Annotated in this window: 19 protein-coding genes; 6 read left to right on the top strand and 13 right to left on the bottom strand. The window is 47.8% G+C overall.

What is annotated here, in order from left to right; all coding sequences use genetic code 11:
- The 7 genes from EV210_RS05850 to EV210_RS05820 are packed head-to-tail and all read right to left on the bottom strand — an operon-like array spanning position 1 to position 5,993.
- Positions 1–1,326, bottom strand: coding sequence for a histone deacetylase family protein (locus EV210_RS05850; protein ID WP_132076990.1), 1,326 nt, complete (start codon positions 1,324–1,326; stop codon positions 1–3).
- Positions 1,316–2,962, bottom strand: a complete 1,647-nt coding sequence (locus EV210_RS05845; protein ID WP_132076987.1) for a hydantoinase/oxoprolinase family protein — start codon at positions 2,960–2,962, stop codon at positions 1,316–1,318. Before EV210_RS05845 ends, EV210_RS05850 begins: the two co-directional genes overlap by 11 nt.
- A gap of 56 nt (positions 2,963–3,018) precedes the next feature.
- The gene (locus EV210_RS05840; protein ID WP_132076984.1) at positions 3,019–3,693 is read right to left on the bottom strand and encodes a coenzyme F420-0:L-glutamate ligase; all 675 of its coding nucleotides are present in this window, start codon (positions 3,691–3,693) and stop codon (positions 3,019–3,021) included.
- 12 nt (positions 3,694–3,705) lie between these two features.
- Positions 3,706–4,242: a hypothetical protein gene (locus tag EV210_RS05835; RefSeq protein ID WP_132076981.1), complete on the bottom strand. Its 537-nt coding sequence runs from the start codon at positions 4,240–4,242 to the stop codon at positions 3,706–3,708.
- A gap of 49 nt (positions 4,243–4,291) precedes the next feature.
- Positions 4,292–5,098, bottom strand: a complete 807-nt coding sequence (gene murI / locus EV210_RS05830; protein ID WP_132076978.1) for a glutamate racemase — start codon at positions 5,096–5,098, stop codon at positions 4,292–4,294.
- 56 nt (positions 5,099–5,154) lie between these two features.
- The gene (locus tag EV210_RS05825) at positions 5,155–5,568 is read right to left on the bottom strand and encodes an acyl-CoA thioesterase (RefSeq protein WP_132076975.1); all 414 of its coding nucleotides are present in this window, start codon (positions 5,566–5,568) and stop codon (positions 5,155–5,157) included.
- Positions 5,565–5,993 (bottom strand): DUF3842 family protein, encoded by a 429-nt coding sequence (locus EV210_RS05820; protein ID WP_132076972.1) that lies wholly within the window; start codon positions 5,991–5,993, stop codon positions 5,565–5,567. Before EV210_RS05820 ends, EV210_RS05825 begins: the two co-directional genes overlap by 4 nt.
- 222 nt (positions 5,994–6,215) lie before the next feature.
- On the opposite strand from EV210_RS05820, the gene EV210_RS22520 reads away from it, so the two are divergent.
- From EV210_RS22520 to EV210_RS22510, 6 genes are all read left to right on the top strand, one after another.
- The gene (locus EV210_RS22520) at positions 6,216–6,356 is read left to right on the top strand and encodes a hypothetical protein (RefSeq protein ID WP_165898800.1); all 141 of its coding nucleotides are present in this window, start codon (positions 6,216–6,218) and stop codon (positions 6,354–6,356) included.
- 122 nt (positions 6,357–6,478) lie between these two features.
- The gene (locus tag EV210_RS05815) at positions 6,479–6,988 is read left to right on the top strand and encodes a DUF1003 domain-containing protein (protein ID WP_132076969.1); all 510 of its coding nucleotides are present in this window, start codon (positions 6,479–6,481) and stop codon (positions 6,986–6,988) included.
- A gap of 5 nt (positions 6,989–6,993) precedes the next feature.
- Entirely contained in the window at positions 6,994–7,152 is a 159-nt protein-coding gene (locus EV210_RS22515) for a hypothetical protein (RefSeq protein WP_165898799.1), read from the top strand.
- A 32-nt stretch (positions 7,153–7,184) separates the two neighbouring features.
- On the top strand, positions 7,185–7,907 hold the full coding sequence (locus EV210_RS05810) for a hypothetical protein (protein WP_132076966.1): 723 nt from the start codon (positions 7,185–7,187) through the stop codon (positions 7,905–7,907).
- 87 nt (positions 7,908–7,994) lie between these two features.
- The gene (locus tag EV210_RS05805) at positions 7,995–8,471 is read left to right on the top strand and encodes a hypothetical protein (protein ID WP_132076963.1); all 477 of its coding nucleotides are present in this window, start codon (positions 7,995–7,997) and stop codon (positions 8,469–8,471) included.
- A gap of 72 nt (positions 8,472–8,543) precedes the next feature.
- On the top strand, positions 8,544–8,717 hold the full coding sequence (locus EV210_RS22510; RefSeq protein ID WP_165898798.1) for a hypothetical protein: 174 nt from the start codon (positions 8,544–8,546) through the stop codon (positions 8,715–8,717).
- Between the two features lie 230 nt (positions 8,718–8,947).
- Here the strand turns inward: EV210_RS22510 and EV210_RS05800 are convergent, their stop codons facing one another.
- From EV210_RS05800 to EV210_RS05775, 6 genes are all read right to left on the bottom strand, one after another.
- A complete protein-coding gene (locus tag EV210_RS05800; protein WP_132076960.1) occupies positions 8,948–9,766 on the bottom strand; it encodes an FAD binding domain-containing protein in 819 nt (272 codons plus the stop codon).
- Entirely contained in the window at positions 9,760–10,230 is a 471-nt protein-coding gene (locus EV210_RS05795) for a (2Fe-2S)-binding protein (RefSeq protein WP_207900663.1), read from the bottom strand. The genes EV210_RS05800 and EV210_RS05795 overlap by 7 nt, the downstream gene beginning before the upstream one ends.
- Positions 10,227–12,341: a xanthine dehydrogenase family protein molybdopterin-binding subunit gene (locus tag EV210_RS05790; RefSeq protein WP_132076957.1), complete on the bottom strand. Its 2,115-nt coding sequence runs from the start codon at positions 12,339–12,341 to the stop codon at positions 10,227–10,229. Before EV210_RS05790 ends, EV210_RS05795 begins: the two co-directional genes overlap by 4 nt.
- A gap of 22 nt (positions 12,342–12,363) precedes the next feature.
- Complete coding sequence (locus tag EV210_RS05785) at positions 12,364–12,978, bottom strand: nucleotidyltransferase family protein (RefSeq protein WP_132076954.1); 615 nt, start codon at positions 12,976–12,978, stop codon at positions 12,364–12,366.
- A gap of 178 nt (positions 12,979–13,156) precedes the next feature.
- Positions 13,157–14,077, bottom strand: coding sequence for an NTP transferase domain-containing protein (locus EV210_RS05780; RefSeq protein WP_132076951.1), 921 nt, complete (start codon positions 14,075–14,077; stop codon positions 13,157–13,159).
- Positions 14,078–14,198: 121 nt separating this feature from the next.
- Positions 14,199–15,221, bottom strand: a complete 1,023-nt coding sequence (locus EV210_RS05775; protein WP_243650451.1) for a glycosyl hydrolase family 18 protein — start codon at positions 15,219–15,221, stop codon at positions 14,199–14,201.
- Positions 15,222–15,231: the final 10 nt, after the last annotated feature.

Genomic DNA, 15,231 nt, shown 5'->3' with positions numbered 1-15,231 from the left:
CTAAATTTCTTCCAATATGCTATGTTCCTTATCCTGGAGAAAATAAAACTGATATTGACCTGCTCGCTTAGCAGCAGCCAGAGCTTCTTTAGCCTGCTGCCGGCAAGCCTGACAGGCCTGGCGGGGGACTACTGCAGCATAGGCTGACTGATACCCCAAACCAGGGACATCTGCCTGAGTGGCAATAGTACGATATCCATGGCAATTCGGACACAGCCGGACTTTTTCCTGCTGCTGCTCGCGTATGCCGCTGTCATCATAATAAATATTTCGCTTGCGCTGCCAGAAATCGCCGTTTTTCGCAATCTCCCGGCGTTTCAGTTCCGCACGCGCTGCCCATAGCTGCTGCCAGTCAGCTGTCAGTTTTTTGATATACGCGGTAGTCTGCGCCGTCTGACAGGGCGCACGACGGCCAAGATCCGGTTCCACCACTTTGCTGTAATCCAGTCCTGCCATGGCAAGGATAATGCCGGTATTTACATAGGGCAGTGCATCTTCAATCGAGTAACCACCCTCCAGTACGGCAATATCGGCGTTAAGCTTGTCGGCCAGTCTTGCATAGCCTTGTGCCGTTATTGCCATATTGGCCAGAGGATCACTGAAATGATTGTCCTGCCCTGCCGAGTTAATAATCAAATCTGGTGCGAAATCCGCCAGCATCGGTTGAATTAAGTTGTCCAAGACATAATGCAGGCCCTCATCGCCAGTACCAGGCGGCAAAGGAATATTGACCGTCGATCCGAATGCATTGGGGCTGCCCAGTTCTTCCACAAAACCGGTACCGGGATAGAGGGTTCGGCCATCCTGATGAAAAGAGATGAACAACGTGTCCGGATCATGATAAAAAATATCCTGTGTGCCATCGCCATGATGTACATCGGTATCAACAATCGCAATTTTTTTTAAGCCATAAGTATGCCGCAAATATTCTGCCATAATGGCTTCGATATTAACCGTACAAAAACCACGGGTTCCATGAACAACATGCATAGCATGATGTCCAGGCGGCCGCACCAGAGCAAACGCCCGCTTCACCTGCCCGGTCAAGACCGCGTCAGCTGCCGCAATCGCACCTCCGGCGGATACCAAATGAGCATCCGTAATTAATGTTTGGATAGAGGGTACGCCAATATGAACGCGCTCCAAATCGGTGATTGAGGCAAGCTTGGGCTTATATTCCCGGATCTCAGACAAGTCCAGCAAGCCTTCTTCCACAATTTGATCCCGCGTATATAACAGGCGTTCCTGCCGTTCCGGATGTGTGGGTGATATTGCCCAGTCAAAGGCCGGAAAAAACACCAAACCTAAATTAGCATCAGTGGACATGCATCAACACCCCCGGCTTAACTTGCTTACGGCAAGTAATAATCCTGCCTGTTGTTTGAAACCCCCGGACAAGATGAAACTCTTCTTCATAAATTGTTTCCACTTCTTCGGGAATAATGCCAAATCGTCCCGAACGTTCTGAAAGATACGCTTCTGCCAGCCGCCTCACCTCCGTTAAAGAAGAGGCTTTATGGGGCAGCTTTTCCTGTAACCCAAGCTCCGGCACAGCAATCACTCGCCGTTCGGTATCAACGCGGACCGTTATGTCCGTTGTCGCTCTCGCTACCGCAGCTCCCAGCGCATTTGCCACTGCGCCGTTATCCGGTACCTGGCACTCTATTTTTAAGTGACGGGCAACCAGTGGAGCAAGCCCTCCGGCTGTGCCGCCTACACCAATAACGGTATGAGGAGTGAAAGGTTGCGTATTGACCATATCGTTAACTGTATATACTGGCCTGGTCTGCTGGGCGATGAGCATCTCCTGAATTGCGGCACAAATGATTTGAGCTGCAGAATCAAGTACTTCTATCGCGGCTTGCTCAGGCGTCTGCCCGGCTTCCGCCAGTCGCGCCACAGCCTGATAAGCAGCCTGTTTGCTGCCGAAGTCCGCCAAACCGGCCACATGCATCGCATCAGCAACCGTAGGTTCCGTGCCGCCTGCCGCCACTGCCGGACCAATTCGCCCAGGCCCGATTAACAGCTTGCCGTTATCGCGGCGAACCCAGCTGTCGCCGCCAATGCCAACCGATCGCAGCCAAAAGGCCCGTACTGCCGTCGGATAAGCCCCGATTGCTGCGCCCCGCTCGGCAAACAGCGGCCTGCCGTCCCGCCATAGGGCAATGTCTGTCGTTGTTCCGCCGATATCAAGCGATACTGCTTCCCCTTGAGCCGCCCCTATCGCCATTATGCCGAGAACACTGGCTGCAGGACCGGTAAAAATCGCCTCCACCGGCTGATCTTTCGCCATTGCCAGCGGCATTGTACCGCCATCAGCCTTGAGAATATGAACAGGGGCATCAATGCCGCGAGCCTTAAGCGCACCTTCTACGGCAGCAGCGAATCCGCTGAACCTGCGCCACACTGCCGCATTAAAATACGCCGAATTTGTCCGCCGTAAAAAATTGAGCGTACCCGCGATTTGCGAAGCAGCGGTTACATGCTCAGTTTCGGCCTTGGCAGATATTTCCCGGGAAACTTCCAGTTCAAGAGCAGCATTGCGGACAGCAAATTTGCCCGATACGGCAAAGCAGCGCCTACCGGCAAACAATTTGCACGCCTCATCGATCTCCTGCTTAATCAGCTTTGCCGTCTCTCGCCCCCGGTGATCGACATAGCCGGAAAGCAGAACCGCTTTAGCCGGCAGAAGCGGTTCAATATTGAGACCCGGACCGGGAATAACAACCAGTCCAACCGGATCGGTTTTTCCTTCCACCAAGCTGTTAGTTACGACCGTGGTAGAAAGCGTAACTCTTTCAATTGTTCCCGGCGCATCCCGCAAGACAGTATCGATTGCGCAAAATATACCTTGCAGTAAATCGCTGTGAGTGGTAGCTGTCTTTGTTGCAGCCAACACCTTGCCCTCAGATACAATAACAGCATCCGTAAAAGTTCCGCCCACATCAATGCCAAGCAACATGGACAAACACCTCCCACAAAAAAAGAGGATAGGGTTTATTCTATCCTCTTCGCATGTTAAGCCTGCGAGTGTTCAACCACCCGGGCTTCTGCCTGTGCGTAATTTCGAATGATAACAACCGGCGTCATTTGTGATGCATTCCCAAAGGGATTATCAATCAGAATTTTAGCGACCTTTTGCGGTTCCAAACCAGAAGTAATTCCGACTACCCTGGCCCGCTTCAGGTCATTAACATCGGCTACTACGGCCCCGTAACAGCCAAACCGTTTTTTTATCGCCTCGGCAACGCCCTCCGGATTATCAGGCCCGTACACAATGTGCTTATCAAAAGGAGGCATCGTGCCGGTAACATCATCAACCAGCGCGGCCTGCGGTCCCGCCAGTTCATAAAACAGACCGCTCCGTCCGACCAGCTTGCCCAGCATTCCTACCAGCATCGCAAAAAACATCCGCCATTCCCCTTCAACATTCATAGCTGCTTGCATGCCATAAATACTGGACATACTGCCTTTCTGCGGAACAAAGCGGCACATAATGCGGGCCAGAATTCCCGGGTTCAGCTCTTCAGGACGAACAGCGCGTCCCTGTGTGATTGCTACCACACTTTCGGCTACTGATACAACGTCATTAGGGCCGATTTGGTCTTTTGCATACTGCTCTATAGCGTCAACAATATCATCTTGCGGTGTCAAAATCCGGGTTTTTACCGGGATAAGCTGCAGTTCTTCCACAAACAAAACCTCCTATTGCTCAGCAGGGCCCCGCTGAAGGGCTGCTCTAATTTCCGCGGCAGGCACAACCAGCCGTTTTTTCGTGATATACCAGTCCGACCGTGCTACAACCTGATACACAATATCAACAGGCATATCGGGCAAATCAGCAAGTGCCTGCTGGATATTACCATCTTCAGCCGTATAAGTCAGTGTCAGAACAATTGCATCACCCGTAGTTTTAAAGACAATGAGCGCTTCCCAGTAACCATCATTGCGTTGATTGGATTCCAGCGTCAGCCGCGATTGAACGTGACAGCCTTTAAAATATTCATACGGCATCAGATGCCGGGGATAGCAATCCATAATTGTGCCATCCTGAGTCCCTTTATTTAAAAAAGGCACTGCACAGGAAAACACCGCTTTTTCTTTTGTCAGCTCCTCCAAGAGAAACTCACTCCGCCTGTCGACCAGAAAATCCATTTCCGCATCGCCCTGACGCACAATGTACAGCCATAAAGCAAGTAAAACCACACCGATAACGATAAATAAAAAAGCCAGAAATTCCACAGCAATCCTCCATCCAATGTTTTCCTCTTTACTTGACTATTGTATAAAACTATTGATAATCTTGCAAGTTCACCAGCTCAAAGTCCGGTAGCCCCTGCTCAAATAAGTGCTGCGCCATGCGCTTGGCCCGTTCAACATCGGCTGAAACGCAGAATCGTGTCTTACCGTTTCTTCCCTCGGCAAGCAAATGGTGTTTTGCCAGCAGACTGCGGGCATCTTCTGCCGTTTCCCGGGCCGGATCGATAAGCGTCACTCCATCGCCTAAAATACCGCTGATTAAAGCATGAATAAACGGATAGTGCGTGCATCCGAGAATTAAAGCATCTACCCTGGCATCTTTTAAGGCTGACAGGTATTCGACTGCCGCCTCCTCAATGTCAGCGCCCCTGATGCTTTCCCCCTCGATTAACGGAACGAATTTGGGACAAGCCTGCGGGTAAACGGTAGCCTTAGGGTCAATCGCCTTAGCAGCCTTGCCATGCTTACCGCTGGCCACGGTGGCCTGTGTTGCAATGACACCGATATTTCGCGTCCGGCTGACTTTCAGTGCAGAGCGAATCCCCGTATTGACACCAACCAGCAGGTAGGGAACTTTCTTTTTCGCTATATCTAACCCCAGCGCAGTCATCGTGTTGCAGGCAACAACCGCCATTTTAACCTGCTGAGCTGAAAAAAACCGTAAGATTTGCTGCATAAATTCAAGAATTTCCGCGGGTGACCTCGAACCATAGGGAGTGCGGGCCGTATCACCAAAATAGATAATATCTTCGTGGGGCATTAATGCCCGCAGTTCTTTTACTACGGTTAGACCACCTATACCGGAATCGAAAACACCGATTGGTGCCGCCTTATTCACACGCCTAACCTCCTCATTTTTAATAGTCTCTCTAGGCATGTCCAGAATATACCCTGCTAGCGCACTTCCTGCCGGTACATACTATCCAGTTTTTCGAGCACCTTAGGTTCCAGACGGATTATTCTGCCTTGATTATCGGTAAAAACATTCTGGGTCCTGCCTTCCGCCAGCAGCTTACCGTCCGCTTCACGGATAACTCGGTAGCTGAATACCATTTTGGCCCGTGATAACTCAGTTAATGTCGTTTCAATTGAAATGTAGTCATCGAATTTAGCGGAAGACTTGTATTGACAGCTGACATCGGTAATTGGGAAAACAATCCCTTCCTCCATCAGTTCCAGCAAATAGATTCCGGCCTGACGTAAATATTCAACCCGCCCCACCTCAAACCAGCGAAAGTAATTCGCATGATGAACGACTCCCATCATATCAGTCTCGGCAAAACGGACTTTTTCCCTGACTGCGATCATGACTTTCCCTCTTTCTCTGTTACAATTTCCGTCACCCGGGCAACAGCTTCCCGGATTTGATTAACCAGCGGCTTTGCCTCCAGGCCAACAATGGAAAAATGATTTTGATTAACAGGAATTAAGATTTTACCTGCATCCGCGCTGGCTACCAGTTCGGCAATTTGCGGGGTGATTTCGCCCATCATAGCATTCGGAATCACAATTCCAATCGGGCCAACAACAATATCCGCTTTGCGCAGCGATACACGTACGGCGTTTTCGCCTGTTGCACCTCTGGCCGCACCTGCACGGACCATATTATTGGTAGCCAGTGCGTTGGTACCGAGGGCAATTATTTCCGCTTTTTCCCCGAGCTGGGCAGTAAGCTGAGTCACTAGCTGGGCGCCCAGACCACCGCCCATCCCATCTATAACTGCAATTATCATTGCAACCCATCCTTCCGGTACAAACGCATTACGCCGTGCCCTAAGCTTATCTTTATAACATTGTATATTGTACGCTTCTATCCACAATTTGTCAAAAAGGATACTCGCTATACCTATAAGTACGCAGGAAAAATTACCAGGCATATTCGCATTGAAACTAGCATATACATAATAACGGACAAAGCATTATCAAAATACGCTTTTTTTAACGGAGGTAATACGATGGGTGGTAGAACTCTAGATCAGTTTCGCAGCCGTCAACAAGCCAGAGCCAACAGCACAAAGCAAACCAGCCAATCAGACAAAAATCAGTCCACTGACAAGGACAGCTTCACCACTAAATCCTCAACTCCTAATTCATAAGCGCTACACCAAGAACTCCTGAGCTTTCCATCTGTGAAAGCGGGAGTTCTTTTTTTCTGCTATAATTACAGCTATAATGAAAAGTAGCAAGTGAATACATAGGGAAGCGAGGTTACCGGCAAATGAAGGATCATCAGTTTAACGGCCCGGCAGCACGTTATAATCACAACAAACACGTAGTCCGGAATATTAACCACCAATTCCGGGAGCAGCTCACTACCGGCCAGCGCGTCGCCGATAAGGTAGCCAACGTCGTCGGCAGCTGGCCCTTTATTATTTATCAAAGCATTATTATTTCGATTTGGATGGCAGCTAACCTGTACCTGGTTTATTTATCCACTACAGGTCCTGAGTTTTTTAAATCCTGGGATCCTTATCCCTTCATTCTGTTAAATCTGGTTTTAAGTTTTCAGGCCGCCTATACCGGACCGGTGGTCATGATGAGTCAAAACCGGCAAGCAGAAAAAGACCGGCTTATGGCTGAACAGGATTACCAAATCAATAAAACAGCTGAGGAAGAAATCAAAATCATCATGGAGCACCTGGTCCATCAAGATACGATTATGGCACAAATTTTGACAAGATTAGAAAAGCTGGAACAACACCCGGCAGAAAACAATGATAAGCGGTGATCAATATGGAAGTACAATGCCCATCCTGTAAAAAGAAACTGACGCTCTTTACCAGTCAGGTCAAACAAAAAGAATGCCGGATCAAATGTATCGGCTGCGGCTTTGTGATCAAAGTTGCCCCAGGCAAAACAAAACTCAGCATCGCTCAATTTAATCGGCTATAGCAAAAAAATACACCCTCGAAGGATGTGTCACCTTGAAATTTTCAAAATTAGGATTGTTCATTACGCTCACTACACTTATTCTCTTCATTCAACTGCCCACTTTTGCTGCTTCGCCGCAGATCCAGTTAACAGGGGAAGTCGTTTATGTCCCAACAGGCGAAGGTTTTTACGGCATTATTGGTGATGACGGTCTGAAGTATCAGCCTACCAATCTTCCCCGGGAGCTCAGGAAACCGGGCCTGCCGGTGAAATTTTCAGCGATAAGCCGGAAAGACTCGTTTACCACCATTATGTGGGGCAACATTATTGAAATAAAAACGATCGCCAAGATTCCCGCTGCTATTTCCGGGCCGGAACGAGCCGCTATCCGGCTATTGCTGCAACGAATGGATGCTTTTAATCACAAAGATCTTCATAAACTGCAGCAAATTGATACTGTTGCCGAAGGCTTAACTGCTCAGCAGTTTGCCGATTGGGTCAGCAGCTTTCATTCTTTTACCTTGCGTTATGTGGAAATCGCCCAGCAGGATGCCGCCTCTATCAGCGGAACCTGCATTTATACCCGCCAGACAGATGACCCTGCACTGGCCGCCAGTCCCACCATAGCCTATCTTAACTTTACGCTCGACCGCACGAAAACTGGCTGGAAACTAACAAAATCAGCTTCTGCTAATGCCCCTTACACGTTTGATCTTATTCAAAAACAAGCCCTGGAAAAATACCAGACTGACGACTTATCTACTTTATGGCAATAAGGGTTGCTTTTTTCGTACATAATAGGAAGTAGGAGTCAGGCAACGCATCGATTGTCTGCCACAAGCCAGCATATTGGAGGTATGGTAGTGGTGCAAAGAGAGAAGGTCATCCTGTCCGTTATCTTTTTATGTGTGTTGGGAATACTTGGTCTCACCATTTATACGACTAATTTCTTAACCCCTCAGCTACAGAATGCAGAGGACGCATTGCAGAAAGAATCCTACCAGCTGGCTACTTATCCCGGTGCAACATTAACCGACTGCAAAATAATCCGAAAGAACAAAAGTCTGCTAATTTCCCGAAGCTACGCTACCGATCAGCACTGGAGCAATCTCCATGAGTTTTATGTCAAAGAAGCGAAAAAAAATGACTGGCAATTGGTGATAGACGGTACTATTTCCGAGCCTGCCGAGGAAGACAAGGACCTGCTGGTCTTTCGTAAAGCTGATTATGAACTTACGATAACCATCAATACAACTGAGGTTGACTCCTCCTTTCAGGTAGAATTATTCTGGGCAGGGCTCAGGCGCAGGGCTCCACTGTGGGGATTTCCATATATGTAAGCTTCGTTCGGCACTTATTTGAGCGGTCAACATAAAATACAGTAGGAGCGCAAATAACAGGGAGGCATTATTATGGTTTACCGTTGGGCCTATTATCATAGCTGGAGCCTGCCTTATGGACTGGGGTTTGGCGGAGCCCTCGACGGATTTGGCCATAAGTTCGGCAATGGCTTTGGCGGCAGCTTCGGCCAGAATCGTCATTTTATGAATGAGATTCACGAACTCGCACACTATATAAGGGGATAGCTATTATACGGCCTAAAAAGGAGGATGCTATGACAACCTTTGTAATTGCAGCAGTTGTTGTGATCGCTATTGTTTGGCTGGCAGTTGCCTACTTTGACCGGGTTTCCTATCCCTGGCGCTAAACCGCCATCCAAGAGGAGCGAAGCAGCTCCTCTTTTCCTTTTAAAGAGGGAGCCGCAAAACGCTAAAAAACACAGCGAATGCGGCCCCCTGTTTTTCATTCTTTAGTATCAAATTCCGTTGCTTTCCAGGAAATCCCGCAGCAAATTCATACAGACAGTTTTTCTGTATTCTGCCGATATTCTTCCCCTGATAGGAACAATTGCTTCATTATAAGCAGCCAGGTACTGTTCTTTGATGGCTTTAGCCTGAGCAATCGTTTTGCCGCTAAGCATAGCATCAATCTCCGGTTGCCTGATAAAACTATCGCTCACGGCACCAAAAGCGGTGATACAGGATGTTATTTTTTCATCGACTACGTTAAGAACAGCGGCAAAAGCTACTCTGGATATTGCCAGCGCATCCCTTGCCCCAACCTTTTTGTAGTAGTAGTTCTCGAGGCCGGTCCGGCTCATCAGAATTTCCACCAGCAGTTCATCGGCTTGCAATACAGTTTTTCTTCTGCCCAGAAAGAACTCTGTAATGGGAATAATCCGCTCGCTGTTCTTGCTTGCCAGACGTAATTTGGCATCGGTTGCCACAAAAATCAATGTGCTGTCGCCCTTCGGCGATCCGTTGCAAATATTGCCGCCCACCGTGCCAAGATTCCGGATCGCCGGTGCGGCAATTTGAGATACCGCCTCTTTCAGCACAGCCGGACTCAGGTCATGTTCCAAGACTTCCGTAAACGTGCAGGCAGCCCCAATACGAATATACTGACCATCATCCATTATTTTTTTTAATTCGGGAATCTTGCCCAGAAACAGGAAGGTTGCCGATTCCTCCGGTTCAATCATTAAATCAGTGCCACCGCTGTAGGGAATTACGGCTTCCCTTGCTCGGATCTCCAACGCCTCCTGCAAAGTTGTTGCCAAATAACCATTTACCATAATCCCTGCCCCTCCTTTGCCGCAATTGCAATGGCTTCCACAATAGCATTATAGCCAGTGCACCTGCAAAGGTTACCCGATATGCCTGTGCGTATCTGGGCTTCCGTGGGGTTGGGATTTTTAGCGAGGATACACTCAGAAGCCAGCATCATGCCGGGAATACAAAATCCGCATTGAACGGCGCTTACGGCAGCATAGGCCTTCTCCAATACGCTGAAACGCTCTGTTTGGCTATAGCCTTCAATTGTCAGCACTGAGCTGCCATGCACAGTTCCCATCGCAACCATACAAGTATTGACCAGCCGCCCGTCAAGGATAACGGAACATGCGCCGCATTCCCCTTCTTTACAGCCGCATTTTGCCCCGGTAAGGCGAAATTCAGTACGCAGCACATCGAGCAGCCGCTCATTTGCCTTAGCATGAGAGACAACCTCCTGACCGTTAAGAATAAATTGTATCATCATTTATTCCCCTCCTGTAAGACCCTCATGGCATCTTCTGCTGTTATAGGTATCTTAGTAAAGTTTGCCCCAAGTGCATTTTCCATTGCCTCAACATACGCCGGTGCGGCACCTACAGTAGGCAGTTCTCCTGCTCCCTTTGCTCCGTAAGGACCATCCGTATAGGGATTATTCATGATTTCTGTCACTAGATTCGGTATATCCACCGCAGTGGGGATAATATAATCGCTGAAGCTGTTATTGCGAATCATGCCTTTCTCGTTATAATCCATTTGCTCCATCGACGCGTAACCAATTCCCTGCAGGAAACCGCCTTGCATTTGGCCCTGAATAATATTCATATCGATAGGGACGCCTACATCAAATATCCCCCAGGCACCAACTACCTTTGCGGCAGCCGTCAGCGTATCAACTTCCACCTCAATAACATTAACCGCCCACGAATAAGTGGGATAGGCATCACCTTTAAACTTATCAAGACTAAACGGGATAATAAAATCAGGTTCAACAAAACGTTCTTCAATCAGTTGTTCTTCACCTGGCCGCCAGTCATCCTTCAGTCTCCGTGCTGCCTTCTGCAGCAGCCCCCCCACTACCATTAATGAGCGGCTAGCTGCCGTCGGTCCTGAGTCAGGTACAAGATCGGTATCAGGATTATCAATATATACCTGCTCATAGGGTATCCCCAAAGTGTCGGCCACAATCTTGCAAAAGGTAGTTTTAAGGCCCTGCCCCATATCCGTATTACTTGTCAGTATTTCTACCGTTTCATCGGTATTCTTACGGATTCTTGCAACCGCCTTAATAAGATCCCGCTCACCGCTGCCGGTGAAACCGCAGCCATGGAAAAACATCGAAAGGCCAATGCCTTTTCTGTACCGGCCGGTCTGCTGCTGATATTGTTTGCGTTTGCTGCGGTAGCCCGTAAGTTCATCCATGCGATCAACCATTTCCGGCAGAGGTACATGAAAATGATACTTGCCGCTTGTAGAGGTGGCATCTCCCTGTTTAACCATGTATCGTTCTTTTAGTTCCAGCGCTTCAATCCCTAATTTCCTGGCAACATGTCCCATCATCATCTCGACCGCAAAAAAGGTTTGCGGTGCGCCAAACCCCCGGAAGGCACCACAGGGAACGGTATTAGTCTTCACCGCCCGCCCGGTTACCCGCAGATTGTCGATGCGGTATACGCCGCTGGAAGAAATCAGCCCCCGCTGCAGAACAACAGGTGTCAAAGTAGTATAGGCTCCACTGTTGTAAGTAACATCAATATCCATACCGGTTATTTCACCGTTTTTTACAGCCACTTTATACGTACTGATGGACGGATGGCGCTTGGAAGTAAACTCCATATCCTCACGCCGCTCAAACACTACTTTTACCGGTTTATTTGCTTTTTTTGCCGCTACTGCTACCTGGCAGGCAAGGATCGACGGATACGCTTCCTTACCGCCAAAACCACCGCCAGTAACGTCCTGAATAACCTGTACATCTTTGCCGGCATACCCCAGCGCTTTGGCAACCGCACCATGTACATAATAGGGACACTGCATCGAGCCCCGCACTGTCATCCGCCCGTCATGCGGGTAGGCAATCATTCCCTGGGTTTCTAAATAAGCCTGTTCCTGATAACCGGTTTGGAAGGTTTCGACAAACACGCTGTCCGCTTCAGCTAATGCCTGCTCGATATTACCCTTTTCATAATTATAATGGAAAAAGATTGTATCCGATTTTTGCATGTCCAGTACGGCAGTCAGTTCTTCATAGACGATAACAATCTCGTTTCTGATGCGTTCAACTTCTGTCAACTCCGGACCGACAACCATTAGAATTGGATCACCAACGTATTCAACCGTATCGGCTGCATAAACAGGTGTATCATCCTGAACAATATGAACCTGATTAGCTCCGGTTATGTCATTTCTGTCAACAACAAAATACCCTTCAGGAAGTACAGGAAGATGAATAGCGCTAATCCGCGCCCTGGCTTTAGCTGAACGCAGCAAGCGGCCATACAGCATGCCATCAATCACATGATCATCGACATAAAGAGCACGGCCGGTTATTTTCGTTTCATGATCTTTTTTCTTTGCAAATTGACTAATCTTCTCCATAGGGCGCCTCCTATACATTAGACTATGAATTTGAAAGCTCCATGTAATTTACCAGCCTGTTATAGTCTTCCCTGGTATCTGCGTCAAGTCTGCATCCGATATCTTCAACAGCAACAGTTACAATCTGATTATCAAACTGTCTCCAAACCTCTCTAAGACCGCCTGTGCCGTCAAACTTACCGATTGTTTCCATACATTTTGCTGAAATCAGGGGGGGATGCTTCCGCTGCCCCGCCAAAGTGGGAAAAGCAATTAAAGCCTGGGACCTGACCATAGCTTCTTTTACTTTCAGAAAAGTCTCTAAATTTACAGCAGGCATATCCCCGGGCAGTAGAAAAAAGGCATCACAGTCTGGCAATGATATTAAACCAAATTTAACAGATGCCAACATATCCGTTTCGGCATAATGAGGATTGCGGGTCAGTACAAGCTGGGGCCGGCCGCCTTTTGCCAGCAGCGCGGCCTCTATTTCCGCGGCACGATAACCGAGTACCACAACGACTTGCTGCACGCCGGACTGAAGCATACTGTCAATACTGTATTCAATTATCGTTTTTTCCTTCAGCTTCAGAAGGGGCTTTAAGGCCTTCATGCGGCTTGACAATCCGGCAGCCAGTATAATTCCGTTGATTTTCATCAGCTTCCCCGCTCTCCTCAAAGAATCCGATTAAGACGGTATTTATCCTGACATGCGCGACAATAAACAATAATCTCCAGTTTACTCGTTATAACAATCCTCGTTACCATCATTATAAAATGGAGGCTGCTTTTTCTTCAAATTCTTTATCAGAGGAACTTGCCTTATCGCAGCGACGCTAAAATAAACGCTTAAACTCATCTTTCGCATATTGGCGCACATTCTGTTCAAACTGCTCAAATTTTTCTAGAAACAAAGCCCCTTCTTTCGTCAAAAAAGTTTTTCCGCCTTTACTGCCACCATGCTTTCTCTCAATTACGGCATAGCCGAGCTCCCGCTCCAGCTGATTCAGCATATTCCAGGCTTTGCTGTATGACAGGGCAATATGCCTGCAGGCACTGCGAACAGAATGCGTATCCTGAATTAATATAAGCAGCAATTTTGTCCGGGAATTAAAAAACAGCGTTTCTTTTTCAATGCTGATTCTCAGAAAAGGATGAAGAATATGCTGATTATGTTTTTTTAACAGATAATCCAGGCGTTCTATGTCCATATCCTGAAGAATACCTTCATCATCAATATCCAGCCAATGCCGCTGTATCCCTGTGCTCCGGATAGCCCCCCGCATCCCCATACTACCTTCGTAGGCCAGGATCTGAGGAATTAATTCAGACGACAGCAATAGCGGATGACCGGATTTCCCCTGATACGAGGGGGATATTACCGCTTCACCGCATTCCATCATTCTTTGAATGGTCTCCGGCGCAAACATCGGAATAGTCATCGGTGTAAATACTACCTGCTCACATTTATTCTGCAAAAAAGACAAGCCGATTTTGGCAGAGTGAAACATTTGGGTGTTCTCGTATTCTTCATTGCGTAAAAAAATGACTCCGTAATCGGCTAAATCATGCTCAATCTCTTCCGCCCTAAAGCCGGTAATGACGACAATCGGTGAAATTCCTACCTGCTGAAAGGTTAAAACAATTCTTTTTACTACCGTGATAGAGCCAATTTTGAGCAGCGGACTTGGCTCATTCCGTTTGGATCGCTTGCCTGCTGCAACAATGATACCGCCTGTGGTTTTCTTCTTTTTCATCTTTACCTCATCAAGCAACTTCGCAGGTCATTGATTTCCTTTTTCTTACTATAGCATTTTAGTAAGAAAAAATGAACTGTAAAACAAAACCTTCCGGCAGATTATTGCCGGAAGGTTTTCTTCAGTTAAGTTTATTAATATCCACATTTCCGCCAAGACGCCAGAGGCTGATCTGATTCACTCCCTGCTCCTGGGCGGCGACTATCCAGTACTGGAGGGTCTTGCTGTCGGCATACCATACCTGGTAGGCGACGCCTTTCTCCTTATAGGCAAAAACCAGGCACTGGCTGTCCTCATCCCGTTTTTGCTGAACTCCATAAGTTGCGGCCAGGGTTCTTGCTTCCACTTCTGTTAAGAAACGCTTTTCGCCATTATCGCCCCACAGGCATCCGCCGGTGGAAAGCGCCACTGCCTTTTCGCCAGGCAATGCAGCCATCTGCTTAACTTTCTTTTGGATGAATTCCTTATCCGCTTTAGGTCCGGGAGAATTGTGCAAACCGTGCAGATTGTACAGCATAACCACATATTCAGGTCCCCGGGGAAAATCAACACTTGTAAACGGCGTACCCGGTTCCAGTATTACCCGGAGATCTAAATCCTGGTTGATCGCTTGTTCATACAGCTTCTCGGTAAAGCGGATAAATGCTTGTCCAACCTTTTCATCTTTCCAAATCCGCTCATAATCAATTTCGATGCCATCATACCCGCCCTGCTTGGTCATGGCAATGATCTCGGCGATATGCTTATCCATAGCAGGTTCATCAGCAAACAGTCGTCTGAGGATATCAATATCTTTCATTACCGCAGACCCATCGGCATTTTGCTTATCATTGACAAAAGTTAAATAGGTTTGATAATTACCCTTCTGCTTTTGCAGCTCAGTTTTCTTATCACTAAGCTCTTTCGGGAGGAAAAGGCGGTCATCTTTATCAAAATAGGCCCCAAAATAAGAAAGCTTTTCCAGCTTTTTGCTGACCTTTGCTAAATCTTTTTCACCTGCTTCCAAATCCCAATAGGCAAGCCATGCAGATTTTTGTACAGGCCCCGACACTGCAGCCTGACTGTTATAGTTACAGCCTGCCAGAAAGACAAGCGCTATGGCAATAATAGATCCTTTGAGCATTCCAGCATATAACTTTTTCACGCATTTCCTC

This window comes from Anaerospora hongkongensis (genome assembly GCF_004339805.1).
GTDB classification, from domain to species: Bacteria; Bacillota; Negativicutes; order Sporomusales; family DSM-15969; genus Anaerospora; species Anaerospora hongkongensis.
The sequence above is the reverse complement of the archived record's forward strand: the minus strand, read 5'-3'. Positions and strand labels throughout refer to the sequence as shown.

Coding starts and splice junctions, on each gene's coding strand:
- EV210_RS05850 (WP_132076990.1), bottom strand. CDS start 1,326: ATGTCCACTGATGCTAATTTAGGTTTGGTGTTTTTTCCGGCCTTTGAC.
- EV210_RS05845 (WP_132076987.1), bottom strand. CDS start 2,962: ATGTTGCTTGGCATTGATGTGGGCGGAACTTTTACGGATGCTGTTATT.
- EV210_RS05825 (WP_132076975.1), bottom strand. CDS start 5,568: ATGATCGCAGTCAGGGAAAAAGTCCGTTTTGCCGAGACTGATATGATG.
- EV210_RS05820 (WP_132076972.1), bottom strand. CDS start 5,993: ATGATAATTGCAGTTATAGATGGGATGGGCGGTGGTCTGGGCGCCCAG.
- EV210_RS22520 (WP_165898800.1), top strand. CDS start 6,216: ATGGGTGGTAGAACTCTAGATCAGTTTCGCAGCCGTCAACAAGCCAGA.
- EV210_RS05815 (WP_132076969.1), top strand. CDS start 6,479: ATGAAGGATCATCAGTTTAACGGCCCGGCAGCACGTTATAATCACAAC.
- EV210_RS22515 (WP_165898799.1), top strand. CDS start 6,994: ATGGAAGTACAATGCCCATCCTGTAAAAAGAAACTGACGCTCTTTACC.
- EV210_RS22510 (WP_165898798.1), top strand. CDS start 8,544: ATGGTTTACCGTTGGGCCTATTATCATAGCTGGAGCCTGCCTTATGGA.
- EV210_RS05800 (WP_132076960.1), bottom strand. CDS start 9,766: ATGGTAAATGGTTATTTGGCAACAACTTTGCAGGAGGCGTTGGAGATC.
- EV210_RS05795 (WP_207900663.1), bottom strand. CDS start 10,230: ATGATGATACAATTTATTCTTAACGGTCAGGAGGTTGTCTCTCATGCT.
- EV210_RS05790 (WP_132076957.1), bottom strand. CDS start 12,341: ATGGAGAAGATTAGTCAATTTGCAAAGAAAAAAGATCATGAAACGAAA.
- EV210_RS05785 (WP_132076954.1), bottom strand. CDS start 12,978: ATGAAAATCAACGGAATTATACTGGCTGCCGGATTGTCAAGCCGCATG.
- EV210_RS05780 (WP_132076951.1), bottom strand. CDS start 14,077: ATGAAAAAGAAGAAAACCACAGGCGGTATCATTGTTGCAGCAGGCAAG.